Here is a 23,652-nt window from a genome sequence, read left to right as displayed (position 1 = left end):
ATCACGCTCCGTAGAAGAGTTCCTCCACGACCGCCCGGGCCCGGCGCGTCGTCCGCCGGTAGTCGTCGAGCATGTCGCCCACATGGCCCGGCCCGTACCCGAGGTAACGCCCCACTGCGGCGAGCTCCCGGCTCTGGGACGGGAACGTGTCGCCCGCCCGGCCCCGCACCAGCATCACCGCGTTGCGCACCCGTGTCGCGAGTACCCAGGCCTCGTCCAGGATCGCCGCGTCCTCGCCCGGGATCAGTCCGGCGGCGCACGCGGCGGCGAGGGCGGCGCGGGTGCGGGTGGTGCGCAGGCCCGGTTCCACCCAGCCGTGCTGCAGTTGCAGGAGCTGGACGGTCCATTCCACGTCCGACAGTCCCCCGCGGCCCAGCTTCGTGTGGAGCGTCTTGTCGGCGCCCCTCGGCAGCCGTTCCGACTCCATACGCGCCTTCAGGCGCCGGATCTCGCGGACGGCCTCGTCGCCCAGCCCCTCCGCCGGGTAGCGCAGCGGATCGATCAGCTCGATGAATCGGCGGCCGAGGTCCTCGTCCCCCGCGACGGGCTCGGCCCGCAGCAGCGCCTGCGACTCCCAGACCAGCGACCAGCGCCGGTAGTACGCCTCGTACGACGTAAGGGTCCGTACGAGCGGTCCCGACTTGCCCTCCGGCCGCAGATCGGCGTCGATCAGCAGCGGCGGATCGGTGCTCGGGAGCTGGAGCAGCCGGCGCATCTCCGCGACCACGGTGTTCGCGGCCTCGGCCGCCTCCTGTTCGTCGACGCCCTCCCGCGGCTCGTGCACGAACAGCACGTCCGCGTCGGAGCCGTAGCCCAGTTCGTGCCCGCCGAAGCGGCCCATGCCGATGACCGCGAACCGGGTGGGCAGCGTGTCGCCCCAGCGGTCCCGTACGACGGCGCGGAGCGTGCCCGCCAGCGTCGCGGCCGTGAGGTCCGAGACCGCGCCGCCGACCATGTCCACCAGGGCGCCCTGGTCCGGCCGGGCCGGGGTCTCCTCGGTGCCGTACGAGCCGACGATGTCCGTGGCGGCCGTACGGAACAGCTCGCGTCGGCGCACGCCGCGCGCGACCGTGACCGCCTGTTCGGCGTTCTCGGCGCGGCCGACCGCGGCGAGGACCTCCTGCTCCAGATGCGCGCCGGTGCGGGGTTCGAGTCCGCCGCCGTCCCCGTCGCCCAGGAGAGCGACGGCCTCGGGTGCGCGCATCAGCAGGTCGGGGGCGAGCTTGCCCGCGGACAGGACACGGGCGAGGTTCTCGGCGGCCGCGCCCTCGTCCCGCAGCAGCCGCAGATACCACGGGGTCTTGCCGAGCGCGTCCGACACCTTGCGGAAGTTGAGCAGGCCTGCGTCGGGGTCGGCGGAGTCGGCGAACCAGCCGAGAAGCACGGGCAGCAGAGTGCGCTGGATCGCGGCCTTGCGGGTAACGCCGGACGCCAGTGCCTCCAGGTGGCGCAGGGCGGCGGCCGGGTCCGCGTAGCCGAGTGCGACGAGCCGTTCCCGGGCCGCGTCGGGGCTCAACCGGGCCTCGCCGGGTGCGAGTTGGGCGACGGCGTCGAGCAGCGGCCGGTAGAAGAGCTTCTCGTGCAGCCGGCGTACGACGCCGGTGTGCCGCCGCCACTCGCGGTGCAGTTCGGCGACGGGGTCGGTGCGCAGGCCGAGGGAGCGGCCGAGGCGGCGCAGGTCGTTGTCGTCCTCGGGGACGAGGTGGGTGCGGCGCAGCCGGTAGAGCTGGATGCGGTGCTCCATGGAGCGCAGGAAGCGGTAGGCGTCGTCGAGCTGGACGGCGTCGGCGCGCCCCACGTAGCCGCCGGCCGCGAGCGCCTTGAGCGCGTCCAGCGTGGTGCCACTGCGCAGCGAGGCGTCGGAGCGCCCATGCACCAGTTGCAGAAGCTGTACGGCGAACTCGACGTCCCTCAGGCCCCCGGGCCCGAGCTTCAGTTCGCGCTCGACCTCGGCGGCGGGGATGTTCGCGACGACCCGGCGGCGCATCTTCTGCACGTCGGCGACGAAGTTCTCGCGTTCGGCGGCCTGCCAGACGAGGGGGGAGAGGGTGGCGATGTACTCCTCGCCGAGGTCGAGGTCCCCGGCCACCGGGCGCGCCTTGAGCAGGGCCTGGAACTCCCAGGTCTTGGCCCAGCGCTGGTAGTAGGCGAGGTGGCTGCTCAGGGTGCGGACGAGCGGACCGTTTCTGCCTTCGGGGCGCAGATTGGCGTCGACAGGCCAGATGGTGCCCTCGACGGTCGTCTCGGAGCAGATCCGCATCATGTGCGAGGCGAGCCGGGTCGCGGCCTGCAGGGCCTTGCCCTCGTCGGCGCCGCCCGCGGCCTCGCCGACGAAGATGACGTCCACGTCGGAGACGTAGTTCAGCTCATGGCCGCCGCACTTGCCCATCCCGATCACCGCGAGCCGGCAGCTCGCGGCGGCGTCGGGGGCCGCGGCCCGGGCGATGCCGAGGGCGGCCCGCAGGGTGGCGGTGGCGAGGTCGGCGAGCTCGGCGGCGGTCTGGGCGACATCGGTCGTGCCGCACACGTCGCGCGCGGCGATCGACAGCAGACAGCGGCGGTAGGCGACGCGCAGCAGGACGGGGTCGGTGGCCCCGGCGAGCTGCCGTTCGAACTCCGCCACGCCGGGGTGGAGGTCCTGCGGCTCGTAGGTGACCAGGGCGTGCCAGTCGCCGGGGTGCCGGGCAAGGTGGTCGGCGAGCGCGGCGGAGGCGCCGAGGACGCCGAGCAGCCGGTCCCGCAGGGGCTTGGCCGAGATCAGCGTGTCGAGCAGCTCGCGCCGCGCGGTGTGGGCGGGCTGCGCCTCCAGGAGCCGGACGAGGCCGCGCAGCGCCAGATCGGGGTCGGCGGTCGCGCCGAGCGCGTCGAGTAGAACGGGATCGGCCCTTATCGGCGCCAGTTCCACGCTCTCCAGGAGCCGCTCGGCGGCCGAGGGGTCGGTGAAGCCGTGCCGCAGCAGTCGCGTGAAGGTGCTGCTCCTGCGCCCCGGCACCGTCATCCTCGGCCTCCCGTCGAACCCGCACTCGTACAAGCCATCGGATCAAGGTCGTACGAGCCAGAGCCTAACCCGCGTCCTCGTACTGGCGCTGCGCCCCGGTTTCCGCTTCTGTGTGGTGTGCCCCGTGCGGACGGGGTCTGCACGGCGGAACGTGGATGACAAAGGAGTCTCTTCATGGACATGACCCTGGAAGTGATCCTGCTGCCGGTCTCCGACGTGGACCGGGCGAAGGAGTTCTACCGGGACAAGGTCGGTTTCCACGTGGACCTGGACGGCGAGGTGATGGAGGGCGTGCGGATCGTGCAGCTGACGCCGCCGGGCTCGGGGTGTTCGATCGCGCTGGTCGACGGGTTGCAGGTGCCGACGGGGACACCGCAGCCGGGGACGTACCACGGGATGCAGCTGTGCGTCGCCGACGCCAAGGCGGCGTACGAGGAACTGACCGCGCGCGGGCTCGAGGTCAGTGAGCCGCAGACGTTCGCGCCGCAGGACGGGGCGACCTTCATGTACTTCAAGGACCCGGACGGCAACGGATGGGCGATCCAGGAGTACCGGCAGCGGGAGACCAAGCCGCTGCACCGGCTGCTGACCGAACTGGCCGCGACGCGGCAGTAGTTCACCGGCTCTTCATCCGCCGGGTTGGACGGCGTGGGTCCGGGGAATCTTGGCGTGTGCATGCTCTGTGCGCATCGCCACCCCCGTACCCTCTCCCCTCCACCGGAGGTAGATGTGTCCGGCAGTTCCGTGTACCGCCGCACCCGCGCCGCAGTGGCGTCGGCAGCGGCCCTCGCCGCCGCGGCGATCGGTCTGTGGACCGGGATCGGCGGCGAGTCCGCGCACGCCGCGGGCTCCGTCCCGTCCCCGGACCACGTGATCGTCGTGGTCATGGAGAACCACGCGTACAGCCAGGTGATCGGCTCCTCCAGCGCCCCGTACATCAACTCGCTCAAGTCCGGCGGCGCCAACCTCACCCAGTCGTACGCCATCACCCACCCCAGCCAGCCCAACTACATGGCGCTGTTCTCCGGCTCCACCCAGGGCATCACGGACGACAGCTGCTACACGCCCGGCTTCTCCTCGGCCGCGAACCTGGCCTCCGAGCAGCTCGCCGCGGGCCGCACCTGGGCCAGCTACAACGAGTCGCTGCCCAGCCAGGGCTCGACCACGTGCAGCAGCGGCAACTACGCGCGCAAGCACAACCCGTGGTTCGGCTTCAGCAACGTGCCGACGTCGAGCGCGAAGACCTTCGCGCAGTTCCCGACGGACTACACCACGCTGCCGCAGCTGTCCTTCGTGGTCCCCAACCTGTGCAGCGACATGCACGACTGCTCGGTGTCGACCGGTGACACCTGGATCAAGAACAACCTGGGCGCCTACGCGACCTGGGCCAAGACCCACAACAGCCTCCTCGTCATCACCTTCGACGAGGACAACCGCCTCAGCGGCAACCGCATCCCGACGGTGCTGTACGGCCAGCCGGTGACGGCCGGGTCCAGCAGCTCCACCACCTACAACCACTACGACCTGCTGCGCACCCTGGAGGACACGCAGGGCCTGACGACCCACGCGGGCAACGCGGCCTCCGCCAAGGACATCACCGGCATCTGGGCGCCCTGACATGTACGTTGCGGACAGCCGCGCCGGAACCCCGGCGCCGGCGTCCGCGGACAGCGCCGTCCGGCCCCGTGCCGGACGGCGTCTTTCCGCGGTCGCCCCCACGGTGCTCGCGCTCGGCGCGGTCAGCCTGATCACCGACGTCTCCTCCGAGATGGTCACGGCGGTGCTCCCGCTGTACCTGGTGGCGGGCCTCGGCCTCTCGCCCCTGGGCTTCGGCCTCCTGGACGGCATCTACACCGGCTTCTCGGCACTGGTACGACTGGCCGGGGGCCACCTCGCCGACCGCGGCGGAGGACGCCACAAGTGGGTGGCGGGGATCGGCTACGGCATCTCGGCCCTGTGCAAACCGCTCCTCCTGATCGCACACACACTCACCCCCATCGGCCTGATCCTGGCCGCCGACCGCACGGGCAAGGGCCTGCGCACGGCACCGCGCGACGCCCTGATCTCGCTGTCGAGCACTCCGGAGAACCGCGGCCGTGCCTTCGGGGTGCACCGGGCGATGGACACGACGGGCGCACTGCTCGGCCCGCTCGTGGCGTTCATGATCCTTCGGGCCACCGTGGACGGGTACGACGCCGTGTTCACGGTGAGCTTCTGCGTGGCGGTGGCGGGCGTACTGGTGCTGGTGCTGTTCGTGCCGGGCCGCGGACACGCTCCGCAGGCCCGCGATGCGGCGGGGCCGACCCTGCGCGCCGCCCTCGCCCTGCTGCGCCGCCGCGACCTGCGCCGGATCACCGTCTGCGCCCTGCTGCTGGGCCTCGCGACGGTGAGCGACTCCTTCGTCTATCTCCTGCTGCAACGGCGCCTTGGCGTCCCGGACCGCTGGTTCACGCTGCTGCCGCTCGGCACGGCGGCGGCGTTCCTGCTCCTGGCCGTCCCGCTGGGGCGGCTGGCCGACCGGGTGGGCCGCTGGCGGATCTTCCTCGCGGGCCACGCCGCCCTGCTCCTGGCCTACGCCCTGCTGCTCACGTCCTGGCACGGCACCGCACTGCCGTACGCCGTCCTGCTCCTGCACGGCGGCTTCTACGCGGCGACCGACGGGGTGCTGATGGCGGCGGCCTCGGACAGCGTGCCCGAGGAACTGCGCTCGTCCGGTCTCGCGCTGGTGCAGACGGGCCAGGCGCTGGCCCGTTTCGCGTGCTCGCTGGGCTTCGGGGCCGCCTGGACGGTATGGGGCGACCGTACGGCGCTCATGGCCTCGACGGCGGCGCTCGCGGTGTGCGCGGCCTTCTCCCTGACGCTCCGGCCACAAGGCACGGCTCCGAAAGGCACGGCATGACGGCACGCACCCGCATCCTGGTCCTGTGCTCGGCCCTCGTGGTGCTCGCGGCGGTGGCGGTGGCGTCCGTGCTGCATGCCTCCGCGCGGGCGGAGCGCAGGAGCCAGACCCAGGCGGGCGGCCCGCGCATCACGCCCGGCAAGGTCACGCTGACGGAGCCCGGCCGCATGGTGTTCCGCAACATGGCGTGGGGCCCGCACCGTGACGAGCTGACGACGGTCCCGGCGACGGACCCCGCGGGTCCGCGCACCGCCTCGTCCGTCAAGTGCCTGCGTTTCTACGCCGCTTCGGGCACCGGAGTCTGCCTCCAGGCCGTCCACGGCCCGGTCTCGGACACCTATCGCGCGGTGATCCTCGACGCCTCCCTGCACCAGCGGTCGCATTACGACGTCCCTGGCATCCCGTCCCGCGCCCGGGTCTCCCCCACCGGCCACTACGCCGCGTGGACGGCCTTCGTGGGCGGGGACTCGTACGCCGGTACGAACTTCTCGACCCGCACGGCGATCGTGGACACCCGCACCGGCACACTGACCCCGACCCTTGAGGAGTACCGCATCATCAAGGACGGTCATCCGTACCGGGCGGCGGACGTGAACTTCTGGGGCGTGACGTTCGCGGCGGACGACCGCACGTTCTACGCGACGCTCGCCACGCAGGGGAAGACCTATCTGATCCGCGGCGACCTGCGGGCCCGTACGGTCACGACGCTCCACACGAACGTCGAGTGCCCGTCCCTGTCCCCCGACGGCACCCGCATCGCCTTCAAGAAGCGGGTGCCGGGCCTCCCGAAGGACGCTCCCTGGCACCTGTACGTCCTGGACCTGAGCACCCTGCGCGAGACGGCGCTCGCCGAGCCCCGCAGCGTGGACGACCAGGCGGTGTGGCGCGACGACCACACCCTGGTCTACGCGCTGCCGGGCGACTACGGGGCGGACCTGTACACGGTCCCGTCGGACGGCTCGGGAAAGCCGCGGCGTATCAGCGCCTCGGCTGTGTCCCCTGCGTACATCGAATGAGCGGATGAGACCGCTCCGGGCAACCGGACGGTGGGCGCCGGCACCGTACCGGGCGAAGCTCGACGCGACTACGGTGCCCACATGACGGATCAGACAGCCGACGCGGAAGACGCGCCGCTGGCCAGGCCCCGACCGCACACGGTACTGCTGGAACTCGAGCGGGAAGTGCCGGCCGACCCCTCGCAGGGGGCGGCAGCCCGGCCTGCGGATGGAGCACCGGCCCTGTCGCACGTCGACCCTCCCGGAACCACACTGGTCAGTAGTGCGCCCCGCCAAAGGCGCGTGCCCACGACGGAAGGAGGGACCCATGCCCACGGACACACCTCCCGGCCCGCTGCGGGTCCTGGTCTTCGGTGCGGCACTGCGGGCCGATTCGGCCAACGCCCGCCTCGCCGCCCTCGTGGCCCGGCTCATCGCCGACACCGGTGCCACCGTCGACCTCGCCGCCATGGGCGAGTTCGACATGCCCTTGTACAACGGCGACATGGAGGCCACCGAAGGGCTGCCGCAGGGGGCCCTCGCCCTGCGTGACCGACTCGAGCAGAGCGACGCCTTCGTCATCTCCTCGCCGGAGTACAACGCCTCCGTGCCGGGAGTGCTGAAGAACGCGATCGACTGGGTCTCCCGTGTCCGGCCGCAGCCGTTCAAGACCAAGCACGCGATGCTCGTCTCCGCCTCGCCGTCGCTGGTCGGCGGCAACCGCGGGCTGTGGACCCTGAGGATTCCCCTGGAGCACCTGGGCACGCGCGTCTACCCGGACATGTTCAGCCTGGCCAATAGCTACCAGGCCTTCGCCGAGGACGGAACGCTGGCCGACCCGGGGCTGCAGGAACGTCTCAGCGAGACCGTGTCGGGTTTCCTCAGCCTCGTCGAAGCGGACGTGCGCTACGTCTGCCTGGAACGCAGGTGGTACGAGTTCCTGGGAGACCGCACCGAGGCAGCCATCACCCAACGGGCCGAGGCGTGATGCCGGGACAGTGAGACGCGGTGGGGCCGACGGTCCACGACCGTCGGCCCCATCCGTCGTATCAGCGGGAAACCCGCCCTGACCTGCGCTTACAGAACCGGCAGATTCTTCCGCAGCTCGAACGCCGTGACCTCGCTCCGGTACTCCTCCCACTCCTGCCGCTTGTTGCGGAGGAAGAAGTCGAAGACGTGTTCGCCCAGCGTCTCGGCGATCAGGTCGCTGCGCTCCATCAGGGTGAGGGCCTCGCCGAGGTTCTGCGGCAGCGGCTCGATGCCCATCGCGCGGCGCTCGGCGTCGGTGAGGGCCCAGACGTCGTCCTCGGCGCCCGGCGGGAGCTCGTAGCCCTCCTCGATGCCCTTCAGGCCCGCGGCCAGCAGGGCCGCGTAGGCCAGGTACGGGTTCGCGCCCGAGTCGAGCGAGCGGACCTCGACGCGCGCCGAGCCCGTCTTGCCCGGCTTGTACATCGGGACGCGGACCAGGGCCGAGCGGTTGTTGTGGCCCCAGCAGATGTAGGAGGGAGCCTCGCCGCCGGCGCCTGCCGTGCGCTCGGAGCCGCCCCAGATGCGCTTGTACGAGTTCACCCACTGGTTGGTGACCGCCGAGGTCTCCGCCGCGTGCCGCAGCAGGCCCGCGATGAAGGAGCGGCCGACCTTGGAGAGCTGGTACTCGGCGCCGGACTCGTAGAACGCGTTGCGGTCGCCCTCGAAGAGCGAGAGGTGCGTGTGCATGCCGGAGCCCGGGTGCTCCGAGAACGGCTTCGGCATGAACGTCGCCTGGACGCCCTGCTCCAGCGCCACCTGCTTCATGACCAGGCGGAACGTCATGATGTTGTCCGCCGTGGAGAGGGCGTCGGCGTAGCGGAGGTCGATCTCCTGCTGGCCCGGCGCGCCCTCGTGGTGGGAGAACTCGACCGAGATGCCCATCGACTCCAGCATCGTGATCGCCTGGCGGCGGAAGTCCATGCCGACGTTCTGCGGGGTGTGGTCGAAGTAGCCGGAGTTGTCGGCCGGGGTCGGGCGGGTGCCGTCGAGGGGCCGGTCCTTCAGCAGGAAGAACTCGATCTCCGGGTGGGTGTAGAAGGTGAAGCCCAGGTCGGAGGCGCGGGCCAGGGCACGCTTGAGGACGTAGCGCGGGTCCGCGAAGGACGGGGAGCCGTCCGGCATGAGGATGTCGCAGAACATACGGGCGGTGCCGGGGGCCTCCGCACGCCACGGCAGCACCTGGAACGTCGACGGGTCCGGCTTGGCGATCATGTCGGACTCGTAGACCCGCGCGAAGCCCTCGATGGCCGAGCCGTCGAAGCCGATGCCCTCGTCGAAGGCCTGCTCCAGTTCGGCGGGGGCCACGGCCACGGACTTGAGGAAGCCCAGCACGTCCGTGAACCACAGGCGTACGAACCGGATGTCGCGCTCCTCCAACGTACGGAGCACGAACTCCTGCTGCTTGTCCATCTTCCGATTCCCCATCCTTGCTGGTCAGGCCGCCTGTCTCCCCTACCACGGGAGGCGGTCGGGCACCTGAGCATCCCACCACAACACCATTTCATGCGCGTTGCGGACCTTGATCGGCCGACCGACCTCGGGCTGAACGCCTCGCGTACGGCAGGTGTCCTGCCGGGGTGTTCTGCTCTGCCGCCCATCTTGCCTGTTCGTCGGCCCATTCGTAATGGCCGACCCCGTACCGCGCACCCCTCCCCGTTAATTTGCATCCCAGATGCAAGTTTAAGTACCGTGCCGAGCGGCCGAGTGGGCCGCCCCCCGCCCTTCGCGAAGGAGTCCCGATGCTGTCCGAACAGTCCGCCGCCACGGTGCGCGCCACCCTCCCCGCCGTCGGCGCCGCCCTCGGCGAGATCACCGAGCGCTTCTACGACGGGCTGTTCACCGCCCACCCCGACCTGCTGCGCAACCTCTTCAACCGCGGCAACCAGGCGGCCGGCACCCAGCGGCAGGCGCTGGCGGGCTCGATCGCCGCCTTCGCCGGGCACCTCATTGAGCATCCGGACGAGCGGCCGGACGTGATGCTGAGCCGCATCGCCCACAAGCACGCCTCACTGGGCGTGACGCCCGAGCAGTACGCCGTCGTCCATCAGCACCTCTTCGCGGCCATCGCCGAGGTCCTGGGCGACGCCGTCACCCCCGAGGTCGCGGCCGCCTGGGACGAGGTCTACTGGCTGATGGCGAACGCGCTCATCGCCCTCGAGAAGCGGCTGTACGAGGCGAGCGGACAGACCGGCTGGCGGACGTGGCAGGTCGTCGGGCGCGTCGAGGAGACCGCGGACGTGGCCACCTTCCAGCTCCGCCCGGCCGGCGACGAGCCCGCCCCCGACTTCCGCCCGGGCCAGTACGTCTCCGTCCGTGTCGAACTCCCTGACGGCGCCCGGCAGATACGCCAGTACAGCCTCTCCGCCGCACCCGGCTCACCGCTGCGGCAGATCAGCGTCAAGCGGGTGCAGGACGATGCGGCCCCCGACGGGGAGGTCTCCGGCCACCTGCACGCGCACGTGCACGAGGGCGACTCCCTGGAGCTGTCGGCCCCGTACGGCGACCTCGTCCTGGACGCCACCGACGCGCCCCTGCTGCTCGCCTCCGCGGGCATCGGCGTGACCCCGATGATCGCCATGCTGGAGCAGCTCGCCCGCACCGGCCACGGCGCCCCGGTCACGGTCGTGCACGCCGACCGCTCCCCCGCCGCGCACGCCCTGCGCGCCGACCACGAAGGCTTCGCGGCGAAGCTGCCGGAGGCCGCCGTGCACTTCTGGTACGAGGAGGACGCCCCGGAGTCCGCGCACACCGGCCTCGTCGACCTGTCCCAGGTGCCGGTCACGTCGGGCACGCGCGCGTACCTGTGCGGTCCGCTGCCCTTCATGCGGGCGGTGCGCACCCAGCTCATCGAGAAGGGTGTGGTCCCGGCCGGCATCCACTACGAGGTGTTCGGTCCGGACCTCTGGCTGGCCCGGAGCTGAGTCGCAGCTAAGGCGCGCGGGAGATCTCCAGCAGCAGCGGACCGGTCGGTTCTGCGATCACGTCCGCGATCGTCAGCGGGTCCAGCGTGGCGAAGAACGCCTCCTGGGCCCGCCGCAGCGCGCCCCGCAGCCGGCAGCCGGAGCGGAGCGGGCACGGTGCGGTGGCGTCGCCCTCCCCGTCGCAGTCGATGACGTCGCCGCCCCCCTCGAAGGCGCGCACGACCGCGCCGACCGACGCCGAGCGCCCGGCCTCGGTGAGCGCGAGCCCGCCGCCCCGGCCGCGCCGGGCCGCGAGCAGCCCCATGTGCTGGAGCTCGGCCACCACCTTGGCGGCGTGCGTGTAGGGCACGTCCATGTCCGCCGCGACCTCCCGGGTCGTGGGGCTGGACTCGCCGGCGACGGCGAGCCGCATCAGGACGCGCAGCGCAAGATCGGTGGAGCGCAACAGCCGCATGCCGCCAGCGTAAATAATGCGCATCTACGCTTCAAATTATCGACACGAAAGCCGCCTCTTCGGCCATTGGGGTGTCCTCGCTGCATACGGACACTCCCGTCCCACTACCATCGGCGGTCCCGACTGTCCCTTCCCCCAAAGGACTCGCCATGGGTTCCGCGAAGAAGACCGGCTCTGCCGAGCGCAAGGCACGTATAGAGGAGATGCGCCGTGCCGAGCGCGCCCGTGAGCGCCGCAACCGGATCCTGACGATAGGGGCCAGCGTGGTCGTCGTCGCCGGTCTCGTCGTCGGCGGAGTGGTCCTCATCGACTCGCAGTCCGACAGCGGCAAGGCCGCCGCGGCGAGCGACTCGAAGAGCTCGGGAGACTCCGGCCACTTCGCCACCGGCAAGGACGGCGTCCAGACCTGGACGGGCAAGCTGTCCCGCACCCACGTCACCACGAGCGTGACCTACCCGATGCACCCGCCCGTGGGCGGCAACCACAACCCGGTGTGGCTGAACTGCAACGGCGACGTCTACACCCAGCCCGTGAAGGACGAGAACGCCGTGCACTCGCTGGAGCACGGCGCGGTCTGGGTGACGTACACCGGCAAGGCGTCGAAAGCCGACGTCGACGCGCTCGCGGCGAAGGTGAAGAAGACCCCGTACACCCTGATGAGCCCCTACGAGAACCAGGCGAGCCCGATCATGCTCTCGGCCTGGGGTCACCAGCTCTCGGTGAAGAGCGCCTCCGACCCGGCCGTCGACAAGTTCTTCGCCACCTACGTCCAGGGCCGGCAGACGCCCGAGCCGGGTGCCTCGTGCACCGGCGGGATGATGAAGTGACGCGACACATCGGCTGGATCGCCGGGGCCGCGGCGGCGGTGCTCGTCGCGGCCGGGGCGATCACGTACGCCGTCGCCGAGGACAAAGGCTCCACGGCCCAGGTGCCCACCGCCGACTCCGCGGACGCGGGCTTCGCCCGGGACATGGCGGTCCACCACCAGCAGGCCGTCGAGATGTCGTACATCGTGCGCGACCGCACGACGAACGAGGACGTGCGCCGCCTCGCGTACGACATCGCACAGACGCAGGCCAACCAGCGCGGCATGCTGCTGGGCTGGCTCGATCTGTGGGGGCTGCCGAAGGTGTCCGCCGATCCGCCGATGACGTGGATGGGCATGGGCGACATGGCTTCCGGCAAGGACGGCGCGCTGATGCCGGGCATGGCCACCAACACCGAGCTGAAGAAGCTGAATTCGCTGAGCGGCAAGCAGGCCGAGATCTTCTACCTGCAGCTGATGACCGACCATCACAAGGGCGGCATCCACATGGCCGAGGGCTGTGTCGCCAAGTGCACGGTGGGCGTGGAGAAGAAGCTCGCGCAGGGCATGGTCGACGCACAGCAGTCGGAGATCGAGCTGATGGCGAACATGCTCAAGGAACGGGGCGCGAGGCCGCGCGACTAGCAATACGTCGCGCGGCCTCGCCGCACGGGTCACCCGCCCACCAAAGACATCACAACGCCACGGCAAGGACGCCACGGCAATCGCAACCATGCCGCAACAGTTCCACGTCCGAACAAACCACCCCAAATGCCGCACAATCGCGGCCACTTGGGATTTCCTTGGCCTTTTCATTCCCCTGGCATGAACAGTTCATCGAAAGAGTGGCCCCCATCGTGTGATCCATTCACCGCGCCTTCATCGCGTGGTGTTCTACGCGGATCACCGACCGACCACACATGCGAAGAACCGCATCGCAGGGGGTTCTATGAGATCCAACCGCGCCAACGTGCGTGCCGGAGTGAGCCTGGCAGCGACACTGCCGATGCTCGCCGGAGCGCTGGCGCTCGGCATACCCGCGGCGCACGCCGCGGACAACCCCGGCCGGAACTCGCTCGCGGGCACCAAGCCCGCGTGGGCGACGGCCAAGGCGGACAAGGGCGCGACCTCGAACAGCGCCCAGGTCTCCGCCCGGGTCTACCTCGCCGGCCGTGACGCCAAGGGCCTGGCCGCCTACGCGAGGGCCGTTTCCGACCCGAGCTCGCCGCTGTACGGCAAGTACCTGAACGCAAAGCAGACGCAGCAGCGCTTCGGCGCGACCAAGGCCCAGGTGGCCGCGGTGAAGTCGTGGCTGAAGGCGTCCGGCCTGAAGGTCACCGCCGTCACCCAGCACTACGTCGCCGTGACCGGTGATGTGGCCGCCGCCGAGAAGGCGTTCGGCACGCAGCTGCACAACTACGTCAAGGGCTCGAAGACGTACCGGGCGCCGTCGAAGACGGCCTCCGCGCCGGACAGCCTGAACGGTGCCGTCCTGACCGTCACCGGCCTGGACAACGCCCCGCACATGGCGAACCACGACGACCAGCTGCCGCCGCCGGAGACCGTCTTCCGCAACTCCGGGCCGTTCTCCTCGTACTTCGGCTCGAACATCGCGACGACGCTGCCGGACGCCTACGGCACGAAGATCCCGTACGCGATTCAGGGCTACACGGGCAAGCAGCTGCGGGCCGCGTACGGCGCGGGCACCCGCACGGGCAAGGGCGTCCGGGTCGCCATCACCGACGCGTACGCCTCGCCGACCATCGCCTTCGACGCGGCCACCTACGCGAAGAAGCACGGCGACGCCGCCTGGACGACCGGCCAGCTGCACCAGGCGCTGCCCAAGAACTACACGAAGACCACGGAGTGCAAGGCGGCCGGCTGGTACGGCGAGGAGACCCTCGACGTCGAGGCCGTGCACGCGGTCGCGCCGGCCGCGGACGTCACCTACGTGGGCGCAGCGTCCTGCTTCGACGACGACCTGCTCGACTCGCTCAGCAAGGTCGTCGACAACCACCTGGCGGACATCGTGTCCAACTCGTGGGGCGACATCGAGGCCAACCAGACGCCGGACCTCGCGGCCGCCTACGACCAGGTCTTCCAGTTCGGCGCGGTCGAGGGCATCGGCTTCTACTTCTCCTCCGGTGACAACGGTGACGAGGTCGCCAACACCGGTACGAAGCAGGTCGACACCCCGGCCAACTCGGCGTGGGTGACGGCGGTCGGCGGCACCTCCCTGGCGGTCGGCAAGGGCGACAAGTACCAGTGGGAGACCGGCTGGGGCACCGAGAAGGCCCTGCTGTCCGCGGACGGCAAGAGCTGGACGAACTTCCCCGGCGCGTTCACCTCGGGCGCGGGCGGCGGCACCAGCAAGACGGTGGCGCAGCCCTACTACCAGAAGGGTGTCGTCCCGGACGCGCTCGCCAAGGCCAACAGTGCCGACGGCAACCGCGTCGTCCCGGACATCGCGGCGATCGCCGACCCCAACACCGGTTTCCTGGTCGGCCAGACGCAGACCCTGCCGGACGGCAAGACGCAGGCGTACGACGAGTACCGCATCGGCGGCACCTCGCTCGCCGCGCCGGTGATCGCGGCCGTGCAGGCGCTGGCCCAGGAGGCGGGCGGCGGCAAGGCGATCGGCTTCGCCAACCCGGAGATCTACGCCAAGTACGGCTCGAAGGCGTACCACGACGTCACGGACAACCCCACGGGCTCCGGACTCGCCGTGGCACGCGTCGACTTCGTCAACGGCCACGACGCCACGGGCGGCCTGGCCACCTCTGTCCGCAGCCTCGGCAAGGACAGCTCGCTGCAGGCCGTGAAGGGCTACGACGACGTGACCGGTGTGGGCTCGCCCGCGCCCGGCTACGTCGAGTCGTGGCGCCGCCCCTGACCGGCGGCTCACCGCGGTTCATCGCGTCGCGCCCGTCCCTCGTCATCGGGGGGCGGGCGCGTGTGTGTGCCGGACGTTTCCGGTAGGGCGTGCGTGTGCCGCCAGGCCCTCGCGAGCAGGCCGTGCGTGTGCCGTCAGGCCGTCTCCAGTACGGCGTCGGCCACGTCCCCGGGCCGGTCCAGCATCACCAGGTGGCCCGAGGGTTCGGCCACCCGGAAGGTGCCGTTCAGCAGATCGGCGAGGGCCCGCTGGCGGTCGAGCCAGTGCGGGGCTCCCGCCGCGAGCACGGTGACCGGGACATCGGGGAACGGTATGTCCCGGCGCAGGGCGGCGAGTTCGACCGCCTCGTCCATGTACGTGGTGTTCTCGGCGATGATCGCGTCGAGCGCGCGGCGGGTGGAGTAGGAGCCACGGACGAGGGCGTACGGGGCCGGGTCGCCGCCTCCGGTGCGGGAGGCCCGTACGACGGCGCGGCGCAGCTGTGGCAGCAGGGCGCGCGGCACGCCTGCGGCGCCCAGCAGCGTGAGGCACACGCGCATGGCCGCGTCCTGGGCCGTCCCCGCCCGGCGGGGACGTGGATCCTCCTCGACGCTGGAGTCGACGAGCACGACGCCCGCAGCCCGTTCGGGGAAGAACCGGGCGAACGCCTCGGCGTGGAAGCCGGCGAGCGAGTGCCCCACCACGGTCGCCGGCCCGTCGAGGCCGAGCGCGTCCAGGACCTGCCCGATCCGCCGGGCCTCACCGCGGAGCGTGGGCCAGGCGCGGGCGGGCCCGCTGAGTCCGAGCCCGGGCCGGTCGAACCGTACGACGGTCCGCCAGGGCGCGAGCAGCGGCACGACCGGGTCCCAGTCGAACCAGCACATCCCGAGGCCGGGGCTCAACACGCACAGGGGGCCGGTGCCCTCGACGCGGACGTGGTGCGGGACGCCGTCGATGCGCACGTACCGCGCCTCGCCGACGCCGGCCGGCGGCTGGGGAGCGCTGCTGAGGAGTTCATGGGTCATGGCCCGCTCTCCCGCCCTTCCGGGTGACCGATGGCGTACGGCGTTCACGGCCCGCCACGGTCCGTGAAGGTGAGGAGAGCGTACGTGACCTGGTTTTCCTGCTTTCGGCCGGGCGCCGCTACGTGGGGTGCCCCACACCCCCATAGTGTCGCTCTGACGATTACTGGCGTCTAAACTGGGCGCGTGCCTCAACTACGCCTCGCCCTGAATCAGATCGACTCGACCGTCGGTGATCTCGCCGGAAACGCCGAGGCGATCGTCCGTTGGACCCGGCACTCCGCCGAGCAGGGAGCGCATCTGGTGGCGTTCCCGGAGATGGTGCTGACCGGGTATCCCGTCGAGGACCTGGCCCTGCGGTCCTCCTTCATCGACGCCTCGCGCGCCACCCTCAAGGACCTCGCCGGGCGCCTCGCCGACGAGGGCCTCGGGGAGCTGCCGGTGGTCGTCGGCTACCTCGACCGCTGCGAGACCGCCCAGCCGAAGTTCGGCCAGCCGGCCGGCGCCCCGCAGAATGCGGCGGCGGTGCTGCACCGCGGCGAGATCGCGCTGACCTTCGCCAAGCACCACCTGCCGAACTACGGCGTCTTCGACGAGTTCCGCTACTTCGTGCCTGGCGACACGATGCCGGTCGTGCGGCTGCACGGGGTCGACATCGCGCTCGCCATCTGCGAGGACCTGTGGCAGGACGGCGGCCGTGTACCGGCCGCGCGGACCGCGAGGGCCGGGCTGCTGCTCTCGATCAACGCCTCGCCGTACGAGCGCGACAAGGACGACACGCGCCTGGAGCTGGTCCGCAAGCGGGCCCAGGAGGCGGGCTGCACCACGGCCTACCTGGCCATGATCGGCGGACAGGACGAGCTGGTCTTCGACGGCGACTCGATCGTCGTCGGCCCGGACGGCGAGGTGATCGCGCGGGCGCCGCAGTTCTCGGAGGGCTCTGTGGTCCTGGACCTGGACCTGCCGACGGCTGATGCGGAAGCGCCGACAGGCGTGGTGGACGACGGTCTGCGCATCGACCGCCTGGTGCTGTCCGAGGAGCCGCTGCCGGCGTACGAGCCGGAGCACACGGGCGGCTACGCCGACCGCCTCGAGGACGACGAGGAGGTCTACTCGGCGCTGGTCGTGGGCCTGCGGGCGTATGTGGCGAAGAACGGCTTCAAGTCGGTCCTCATCGGTCTGTCCGGCGGTATCGACTCTGCGCTGGTCGCGGCGATCGCGTGCGACGCGGTGGGAGCGGAGAACGTGTACGGCGTCTCGATGCCGTCGAAGTACTCCTCCGACCACTCGAAGGACGACGCGGCGGAGCTGGCGCGGCGGACGGGCCTGAACTTCCGTACGGTCCCGATCGCTCCGATGTTCGACGCGTACATGAACGCCGTCGGTCTGACCGGTCTGGCCGAGGAGAACCTCCAGTCCCGCCTGCGCGGCACGCTGCTGATGGCGATCTCGAACCAGGAAGGCCACATCGTCCTGGCTCCCGGCAACAAGTCGGAGCTGGCGGTGGGCTACTCGACGCTGTACGGCGACTCGGTGGGCGCGTACGGCCCGATCAAGGACGTGTACAAGACGTCGATCTTCCAGCTGGCACGCTGGCGGAACCGGGCGGCCGAGGAGCGCGGCCAGACGCCCCCGATCCCCGAGAACTCGATCGCGAAGCCGCCGAGCGCGGAGCTGCGCCCGGGGCAGGTCGACACGGACTCGCTGCCGGACTACCCGGTCCTGGACGCGATCCTCGACCTCTACGTGGACCACGACAAGGGCGCGGACACGATCGTGGCGTCGGGCTTCGACCGCGAGCTGGTGGTCAGGACGCTGCGCATGGTCGACACGGCGGAGTACAAGCGCCGCCAGTACCCGCCGGGCACGAAGATCTCGGCCAAGGGCTTCGGCAAGGACCGCCGCCTGCCGATCACAAACCGCTGGCGGGAACACGCGTAGCGCTCCGCGGGGTGCCGGTGTGCCGGGGGTGCCCCCGGCCCCCTCCCCGCCCACCCTGGGGGCTGCGCCCCCAGCCCCCGCATCGGCCTGAACGGCCTCGTCCTCAAACGCCGGACGGGCTGATGGGCACCTGACCAGGCCGGAGAACTCCGGCCCGTCCGCCACCCTCCGGCGATTGAGGAGCGGGGATCCGGACGCTGGTCCCTGAAGGGGGGCCTGGAGCGAAGCCGGCGGGGGTGCAGGGGGCTGCTGCCCCTGGCAGAACCCAAGAGGCGCAACCCCATGCAGGGGCGCAGGGGACGCAGTCCCCGCCCGGGGCGCAGGGGACACAGTCCCCGCCCGGGCCCAGGGGCGCAGCCCTCTCGACGGGATCCACGGGCGCGGCCCCAGGCACGCGTGCAGGGACGCACCCCGCGGGATCCAGGAACGCAGCCCCGCGAAAAACACAGCGGACGAAGGCCCCCGCCCCCAACGCCCAAAAGCACAACCCGAGGCGGGCCCAACGAGCGCAACCCCATGCAGGGGCGCAGGCGACACAGCCCCCGCCCGGGGTGCAGGGGACGCAGTCCCCACCCGGGGCGCAGGGGCGGAGCCCCGGGCGGGGGTGCAGGGGTGCAGCCTCTGGAGGATGGGACGGGTGGGGCGGCGGGGGCGAAACAAGCCGCCCGAAGCCACCGTCAGCCGCGCACGCTCTCCGCCCGCTCCGGAACATGCGCCGCAACCAGACGCCCCGGCACCGGTACCTGCTCCCGGCGGCGGTCCACCGCATACGCGGCCCCCGCCACCACCAGCCCCAGCACCGCAAGCCCCGCCCCCGCGACCGCCGGGGACGTCACGCCGAAGCCCGCCGCCAGTGCAAGGCCGCCGATCCACGCTCCACCCGCGTTGGCCAGGTTGAAGGCCGCCTGGTTCGCCGAGGACGCCAGCGAGGGGGCCGCGGACGCCTTCTCCATGACCATCAGCTGCAGCGGGGAGCCGGTGATGAACGCCGCCGTGCCCAGCAGCGTCACCGCCAGGGCCGCACTCCACTCGGTGGCCATGAGCAGCGGGAACAGAGCCAGCACCAGCACCATCGAGACCAGGCCGCCGAACAGCGTGCCCCGCAGCGAGCGGTCCGCGAGCCGGCCGCCCACCAGGTTGCCGATCGTCGCGCCCACGCCGAACAGGGCAAGCAGAAGGGTGACACTGCCGTCCGCGTAACCCGCCGCGTCCGTCAGCATCGGCGTGACGTAGCTGTAGGCCGAGAACAGCGCCCCGAAGCCCGCGACCGTCGTACCCAGCGCCAGCCACACCGGCAGCGAGCGCAGGGCCGCAAGTTCGCCCCGCAGGCCGCCCGCCGGGGCGTGGGTGTGGTCGTGCGGGATCAGGAGGAAGAGGGACGCGATCGCAGCCACGCCGATCGCGCTCACGCCGAGGAACGTCGCGCGCCACCCCAGGTGCTGGCCCATGAGCGTCGCCACCGGCACACCCGCGATGTTCGCGACGGTCAGGCCCATGAACATCAGCGACACCGAGCGGGCCTTGCACTCGGGCGCGGCCAGGCTCATGGCGACGACCGCGCCGACGCCGAAGAACGCCCCGTGCGGCAGACCGCTCAGGAAGCGCGCGGCCAGCAGCCAGTGCTGGTCGGGGGCCAGACCGGACAGTGCGTTGCCCAGCACGAACAGGCCCATCAGTCCGATGAGGACCTTTCGGCGGGACATCCGGGCGGTGACCGCGGCGAGCAGCGGCGCGCCGATCACCACGCCCAGCGCGTACGCCGAGACCAGGTGCCCGGCGGTGGGAATGGATATGTGCAGGTCGGCCGCGACATTGGGCAGCAGGCCCATCATCACGAACTCGGTGGTGCCGATGCCGAAGGCGCCCACGGCGAGGGCGAGCAGGGCCAGGGGCATGAAGGGGGCCTATGCCTTTCGGGGGTCCAGGGTTGGGCGTGCGCCGCACGCGAGCTGACGCCGCACGCGAGCCGACGACGCACGCGAGCGGGCGCCGCACGCCCTCATCTTATGTTCACTTACGGAACAAAGCCTGGCAGGCCCAGTATTCCGGGAGGTTACGGCGTAGTGACCTTCACGCGTGCCGCGACCGGCAGATGGTCGCTCCCCGTCCGCGGCAGGGTCCACGAGCTCACCGGCTCCACACCCCTGACCATGATCTGGTCGATCCGCGCCATCGGGAACGACGCCGGCCAGCTGAAGCCGAAACCACTGCCGGCCGCGCCCTGCGTGGAACGCATCTGCGAGGTGACGGCGTTGAGCGAGCGGTCGTTCATGGTGCCGTTGAGGTCGCCCAGCAGGATCACCCTGCTCAGCTTCTCGCCGGCGATGGCCTCACCGAGCGCGTCCGCGCTGGTGTCCCGCTGCCGCGCGGTGAACCCGGCCGCCAGCTTCACCCGTACCGAGGGCATATGGGCGACGTAGAAGGCGACTTCCCCGTTCGGCGTATTCACGGTGGCCCGCATCGCCCGCGTCCAGCCCAGCTTGATGTCCACGGCACTCACCCCGCCCAGCGGGTACTTGCTCCACAGGCCGACCGTGCCCTGCACCGAGTGGTACTTGTACGTCGACGCCAGCGCCTGCTCGTACACCGGAACCGCGGACGCCTTCAGCTCCTCCAGGGCCAGCACGTCCGCGCCGGACGCGGCCACGTCACGGGCGGTGGTGGACGGGTCGGGGTTGTCGGCGTTGACGTTGTGCGTGGCGACGGTCAGATCGCCGCCGCTTCCGGTCTTGTCGCCGAGCAGCCCGCCGAAGAGGTTCAGCCAGACCGCCGCGGGCACCAGCAGGGCGATCAGCGCGGTCGCGGACTTCCGCACCAGCGCGAGGATCAGCAGCAGCGGAACGAACACCACACCGAGCCAGGGCAGGAACGTCTCCGTGAGACTTCCGAGGTTGCCGACGGTGTTGGGGATCCGGGCGTGCAGCAGCATCACCAGCGCGAGAACAAGCGCGAGAACGGCCAGCACGATTCCACGGCGCCAGATGCCACGGTCGCCGCGCAGTGTGTCGTACAGGCGCCGGAGCCGGGATCCTCTGCGGACCGGCCCCGTGCCGCCGCTGCCCGTCTCCGTCACGTACGCCTGCGCCATACCGTCGCCTCACAACTTGCCGTACACACCGTCGTCCCCCGCGGTTACGACCCTAGGGGATGATCGGCTCCGTTCCTGCCGTCCATCGTGGCCGTATGCGCACAAGGACGAGGAACTCGGCGTCCGGAGTTCCGAACGAGGGCACCAGAGCGGCCCTCTGTGACGAAACCCGTACATAACGACGGGGAACCCGTATTCGGCGGCTAGGAACTGACGGGCCGTAGCCCTTCCAGGACCGTGTCGACGATCTGCTCGGAGAGACCCTCTTCGAGCTGTGCGTCGGGGCGCAGGACGGATCGTACGAGCATGGGGCCGACCAGGATGTCGTTCATCAGGTCGACGTCCACGTCCTTGCGCAGCTCGCCGTTCTCCTGTCCACGGCGAAGGACTTCCATCCCCAGCCGGCGCCGGGGGGCGACGACGATCGCGTGATACGCGGCCCAGATCTTGGGGCTGCACTTCATCTGGGCGTGCACATTGCGCAGGATCGCCGAGGAGCGGCTGGCCAGACCGCGCTGCCGCAGCGACTCCAGGAGCGTGACGAGGTCGTCGCGCATCGAGGTGCCGGGCAGTTCGGGGTCCCCGGGCTCGGTGGCGCGCACCACGTCGACGAAGAGGTCCTCCTTGTTGCTCCACCGGCGGTAGATGGTGGCCTTGCCCACGCCGGCGGTGCGGGCGATGCGCTCGATGGACAGGTCCGCGAGAGGCACGCCGTCCTCGATGAGCTTCATCACCCCTTCGATGATGGCCCGTTCGACGGCCTCGCTGCGAGGGCGTCCACGCACGGGGCCGTCCTGCCGGAGATGGCTGTCGGCGAGGCTCACGTTCGACTCCGTCCTTGCTGTGCTGGGATGAAATTCCCCCGGTGTACGCATGAACGGGCACTCGGCCCCCCGAGTGCCCGGCCATGACGTGACGTCGGTGACGTCAGTGCCATCAGCGCCGTAAGCGTCGTCAGTTGTCCGCCGTCACCAACTCCGTCTCCTCCTTGCCCGCTTGCGGTGCGGGCGCCTTGCCGGGCAGGAACATCGCGACCACGATCGCGCCCAACATCGCGACGCCCGCGCCGCACAGCGCCGTGACGTGCATCGCGTGCAGGAACGCGTCGTTGGCCGGGGCGACGAGGGCCTTGCCGCCCGCGCCGAGCTTCGCGGCCACGCCGAGCGTCGCCTCGATCGACTCGCCGGCGGTGTGACGGACGCCCGCCGGGAGGAAGGAGAGCTTGTCCTGGATGCCGTCGCGGTACGTCGTCGACAGGACGGAGCCGAGAACCGCGATACCGAGCGCACCGCCGACCTGGCGGAAGGTGTTGCTGAGTGCGGACGCGGAGCCCGCCTTCTCGCGGGGCAGCGCCTGCATGATGACAACGCTGGTCGGGGTCATGATGTGCGCCATGCCGGTGCCCATCAGGAAGAAGACGACCTCGAGGATCCAGATCGGGGTGTCCGCCTGCAGGGCGGCGAACGCGGCGAGCATCGCGGCGATGATCACCATGCCGGCGGTGGTGGTGGCCCTGTTGCCGAACCGGTCGACCAGCAGCCGGGCCCGCGGCGCGAAGATCATCTGCGCGGCGGCCAGCGGCAGCATCAGCACACCGCTCTTCAGCGGCGAGTAGCCCCGGATGCTCTGGGTGTAGAAGACGGAGAAGAAGGTCACGCCCATCAGCGCGAAGAAGACCAGCGCGATCGCGGCGATGGCGGCGGAGAAGACCTTGTTCTTGAAGTACGTGACGTCTATCGACGGGTGGTTGCTGCGCTTCTCGAACACGACGAACGCGGCGAGGACGGCGAGACCGGCGGCGATGGTCGCGAGCACCGTGGTGTCGGTGAAGTCCGCCAGCTGGCCGCCCTTGATGATGCCGTAGACCAGCAGGACCAGTCCGACGACCGACAGGACGACACCCACCGGGTCGATGCGGCCGGGGTTGGGGTCACGGGAGTCGGGGACCAGCCAGATCATCAGGCCCAGCGCGAGGATCACGATCGGCACGTTGATCAGGAAGACGGAGCCCCACCAGAAGTGGTCCAGGAGCACACCGCCGGTGATCGGCCCTATGGCGATGGCGAGACCGACGCCGCCGGCCCAGATGCCGATGGCCTTGGGCTGCTCGTCGCGCTCGAACACGTTCATGAGCACGGCGAGCGTCGCGGGCATCACGAACGCCGCACCAAGAGCCATGAGCGCACGGAACGCGATGAGCTGAGCGGGTGAACCGGACTCCGCGGCGAGCGCCGACCCGGCGCCGAACACGACGAGACCGGCCAGCAGCGTCTTCTTGCGGCCCAGGCGGTCGCCCAGGAGGCCCGCGGTGAACAGCAGCCCCGCGAAGACGAGGGTGTAGGCGTTGATGGCCCACTCCAGCTCGCTCTGGGTGGCGCCGAGGCCGGTCGGCGCCGGGGTGGAGATGGTCTTGATGGCGACGTTCAGGATCGAGTTGTCGAGCACCACGATCAGCAGGCTGAGCATCAGCGCGCCGAGGATGGCCCACCGGCGCCGGTGCACCGCCTCCGGCACCCGCCGTTCGACAGGGGCAGCAGGAGTAGTCATGGGAACGAGCCTAGGCCATTTCCGATACGGAACGGTCTCGTATCTTAGTTCTTTACGGAGCCCTTAACGACGAGACCTGGG

General features: G+C 70.8%; 18 protein-coding genes. 10 read left to right on the top strand and 8 right to left on the bottom strand.

Annotated elements, in window-relative coordinates:
• Position 1 precedes the first annotated feature (1 nt).
• Positions 2-2,998: a bifunctional [glutamine synthetase] adenylyltransferase/[glutamine synthetase]-adenylyl-L-tyrosine phosphorylase gene (locus ABT186_RS13790; protein ID WP_351925166.1), complete on the bottom strand. Its 2,997-nt coding sequence runs from the start codon at positions 2,996-2,998 to the stop codon at positions 2-4.
• 174 nt (positions 2,999-3,172) lie between these two features.
• Here ABT186_RS13790 and ABT186_RS13785 point away from each other — a divergent pair, with 174 nt between their 5' ends.
• The 5 genes from ABT186_RS13785 to ABT186_RS13765 all read left to right on the top strand — a co-directional run bounded on the left by ABT186_RS13785 (position 3,173) and on the right by ABT186_RS13765 (position 7,880).
• Positions 3,173-3,613, top strand: coding sequence for a VOC family protein (locus tag ABT186_RS13785; RefSeq protein WP_351236184.1), 441 nt, complete (start codon positions 3,173-3,175; stop codon positions 3,611-3,613).
• Positions 3,614-3,727: 114 nt separating this feature from the next.
• Positions 3,728-4,615, top strand: a complete 888-nt coding sequence (locus tag ABT186_RS13780) for an alkaline phosphatase family protein (RefSeq protein ID WP_351236186.1) — start codon at positions 3,728-3,730, stop codon at positions 4,613-4,615.
• Between the two features lies 1 nt (position 4,616).
• Positions 4,617-5,897 carry an MFS transporter gene (locus ABT186_RS13775; RefSeq protein WP_351925164.1) on the top strand — a complete coding sequence of 427 codons (1,281 nt, stop codon included), beginning with the start codon at positions 4,617-4,619 and terminating at the stop codon, positions 5,895-5,897.
• Positions 5,894-6,913: a TolB family protein gene (locus ABT186_RS13770; RefSeq protein ID WP_351925162.1), complete on the top strand. Its 1,020-nt coding sequence runs from the start codon at positions 5,894-5,896 to the stop codon at positions 6,911-6,913. Before ABT186_RS13775 ends, ABT186_RS13770 begins: the two co-directional genes overlap by 4 nt.
• Before the next feature lie 307 nt (positions 6,914-7,220).
• Positions 7,221-7,880, top strand: coding sequence for an NADPH-dependent FMN reductase (locus ABT186_RS13765; RefSeq protein ID WP_351237115.1), 660 nt, complete (start codon positions 7,221-7,223; stop codon positions 7,878-7,880).
• Positions 7,881-7,969: 89 nt separating this feature from the next.
• On the opposite strand, the gene glnA2 is transcribed toward ABT186_RS13765, so the two are convergent.
• On the bottom strand, positions 7,970-9,331 hold the full coding sequence (gene glnA2 / locus ABT186_RS13760) for a gamma-glutamylpolyamine synthetase GlnA2 (protein ID WP_351237114.1): 1,362 nt from the start codon (positions 9,329-9,331) through the stop codon (positions 7,970-7,972).
• 329 nt (positions 9,332-9,660) lie between these two features.
• Here glnA2 and ABT186_RS13755 point away from each other — a divergent pair, with 329 nt between their 5' ends.
• Positions 9,661-10,842 (top strand): globin domain-containing protein, encoded by a 1,182-nt coding sequence (locus ABT186_RS13755; RefSeq protein ID WP_351237112.1) that lies wholly within the window; start codon positions 9,661-9,663, stop codon positions 10,840-10,842.
• A 7-nt stretch (positions 10,843-10,849) separates the two neighbouring features.
• Here the strand turns inward: ABT186_RS13755 and ABT186_RS13750 are convergent, their stop codons facing one another.
• Entirely contained in the window at positions 10,850-11,296 is a 447-nt protein-coding gene (locus tag ABT186_RS13750; protein WP_351237110.1) for an RrF2 family transcriptional regulator, read from the bottom strand.
• 149 nt (positions 11,297-11,445) lie between these two features.
• On the opposite strand from ABT186_RS13750, the gene ABT186_RS13745 reads away from it, so the two are divergent.
• The 3 genes from ABT186_RS13745 (at position 11,446) to ABT186_RS13735 (ending at position 14,994) form a co-directional block, all read left to right on the top strand.
• The gene (locus ABT186_RS13745) at positions 11,446-12,123 is read left to right on the top strand and encodes a thioredoxin-like domain-containing protein (RefSeq protein ID WP_351925160.1); all 678 of its coding nucleotides are present in this window, start codon (positions 11,446-11,448) and stop codon (positions 12,121-12,123) included.
• Entirely contained in the window at positions 12,120-12,746 is a 627-nt protein-coding gene (locus ABT186_RS13740; RefSeq protein WP_351237106.1) for a DUF305 domain-containing protein, read from the top strand. The genes ABT186_RS13745 and ABT186_RS13740 overlap by 4 nt, the downstream gene beginning before the upstream one ends.
• Before the next feature lie 304 nt (positions 12,747-13,050).
• Positions 13,051-14,994 carry a S53 family peptidase gene (locus ABT186_RS13735; RefSeq protein WP_351237545.1) on the top strand — a complete coding sequence of 648 codons (1,944 nt, stop codon included), beginning with the start codon at positions 13,051-13,053 and terminating at the stop codon, positions 14,992-14,994.
• Positions 14,995-15,128: 134 nt separating this feature from the next.
• Here the strand turns inward: ABT186_RS13735 and ABT186_RS13730 are convergent, their stop codons facing one another.
• Positions 15,129-15,998, bottom strand: a complete 870-nt coding sequence (locus ABT186_RS13730; RefSeq protein ID WP_351237543.1) for an alpha/beta fold hydrolase — start codon at positions 15,996-15,998, stop codon at positions 15,129-15,131.
• A 183-nt stretch (positions 15,999-16,181) separates the two neighbouring features.
• On the opposite strand from ABT186_RS13730, the gene ABT186_RS13725 reads away from it, so the two are divergent.
• Positions 16,182-17,936, top strand: coding sequence for an NAD+ synthase (locus ABT186_RS13725; RefSeq protein WP_351925158.1), 1,755 nt, complete (start codon positions 16,182-16,184; stop codon positions 17,934-17,936).
• A 677-nt stretch (positions 17,937-18,613) separates the two neighbouring features.
• Here the strand turns inward: ABT186_RS13725 and ABT186_RS13720 are convergent.
• From ABT186_RS13720 to ABT186_RS13705, 4 genes are all read right to left on the bottom strand, one after another.
• The gene (locus ABT186_RS13720) at positions 18,614-19,831 is read right to left on the bottom strand and encodes an MFS transporter (RefSeq protein ID WP_351925156.1); all 1,218 of its coding nucleotides are present in this window, start codon (positions 19,829-19,831) and stop codon (positions 18,614-18,616) included.
• Between the two features lie 158 nt (positions 19,832-19,989).
• Entirely contained in the window at positions 19,990-21,024 is a 1,035-nt protein-coding gene (locus ABT186_RS13715) for an endonuclease/exonuclease/phosphatase family protein (RefSeq protein WP_351925154.1), read from the bottom strand.
• Between the two features lie 203 nt (positions 21,025-21,227).
• Positions 21,228-21,848 (bottom strand): TetR/AcrR family transcriptional regulator, encoded by a 621-nt coding sequence (locus ABT186_RS13710; RefSeq protein ID WP_351225424.1) that lies wholly within the window; start codon positions 21,846-21,848, stop codon positions 21,228-21,230.
• A 130-nt stretch (positions 21,849-21,978) separates the two neighbouring features.
• Positions 21,979-23,571, bottom strand: coding sequence for an MFS transporter (locus ABT186_RS13705; protein ID WP_351225422.1), 1,593 nt, complete (start codon positions 23,569-23,571; stop codon positions 21,979-21,981).
• Positions 23,572-23,652 lie beyond the last annotated feature (81 nt).

The organism is Streptomyces sp. NPDC001634, from assembly GCF_040298185.1.
Taxonomy (GTDB): domain Bacteria; phylum Actinomycetota; class Actinomycetes; order Streptomycetales; family Streptomycetaceae; genus Streptomyces.
The sequence above is the reverse complement of the archived record's forward strand: the minus strand, read 5'-3'. Positions and strand labels throughout refer to the sequence as shown.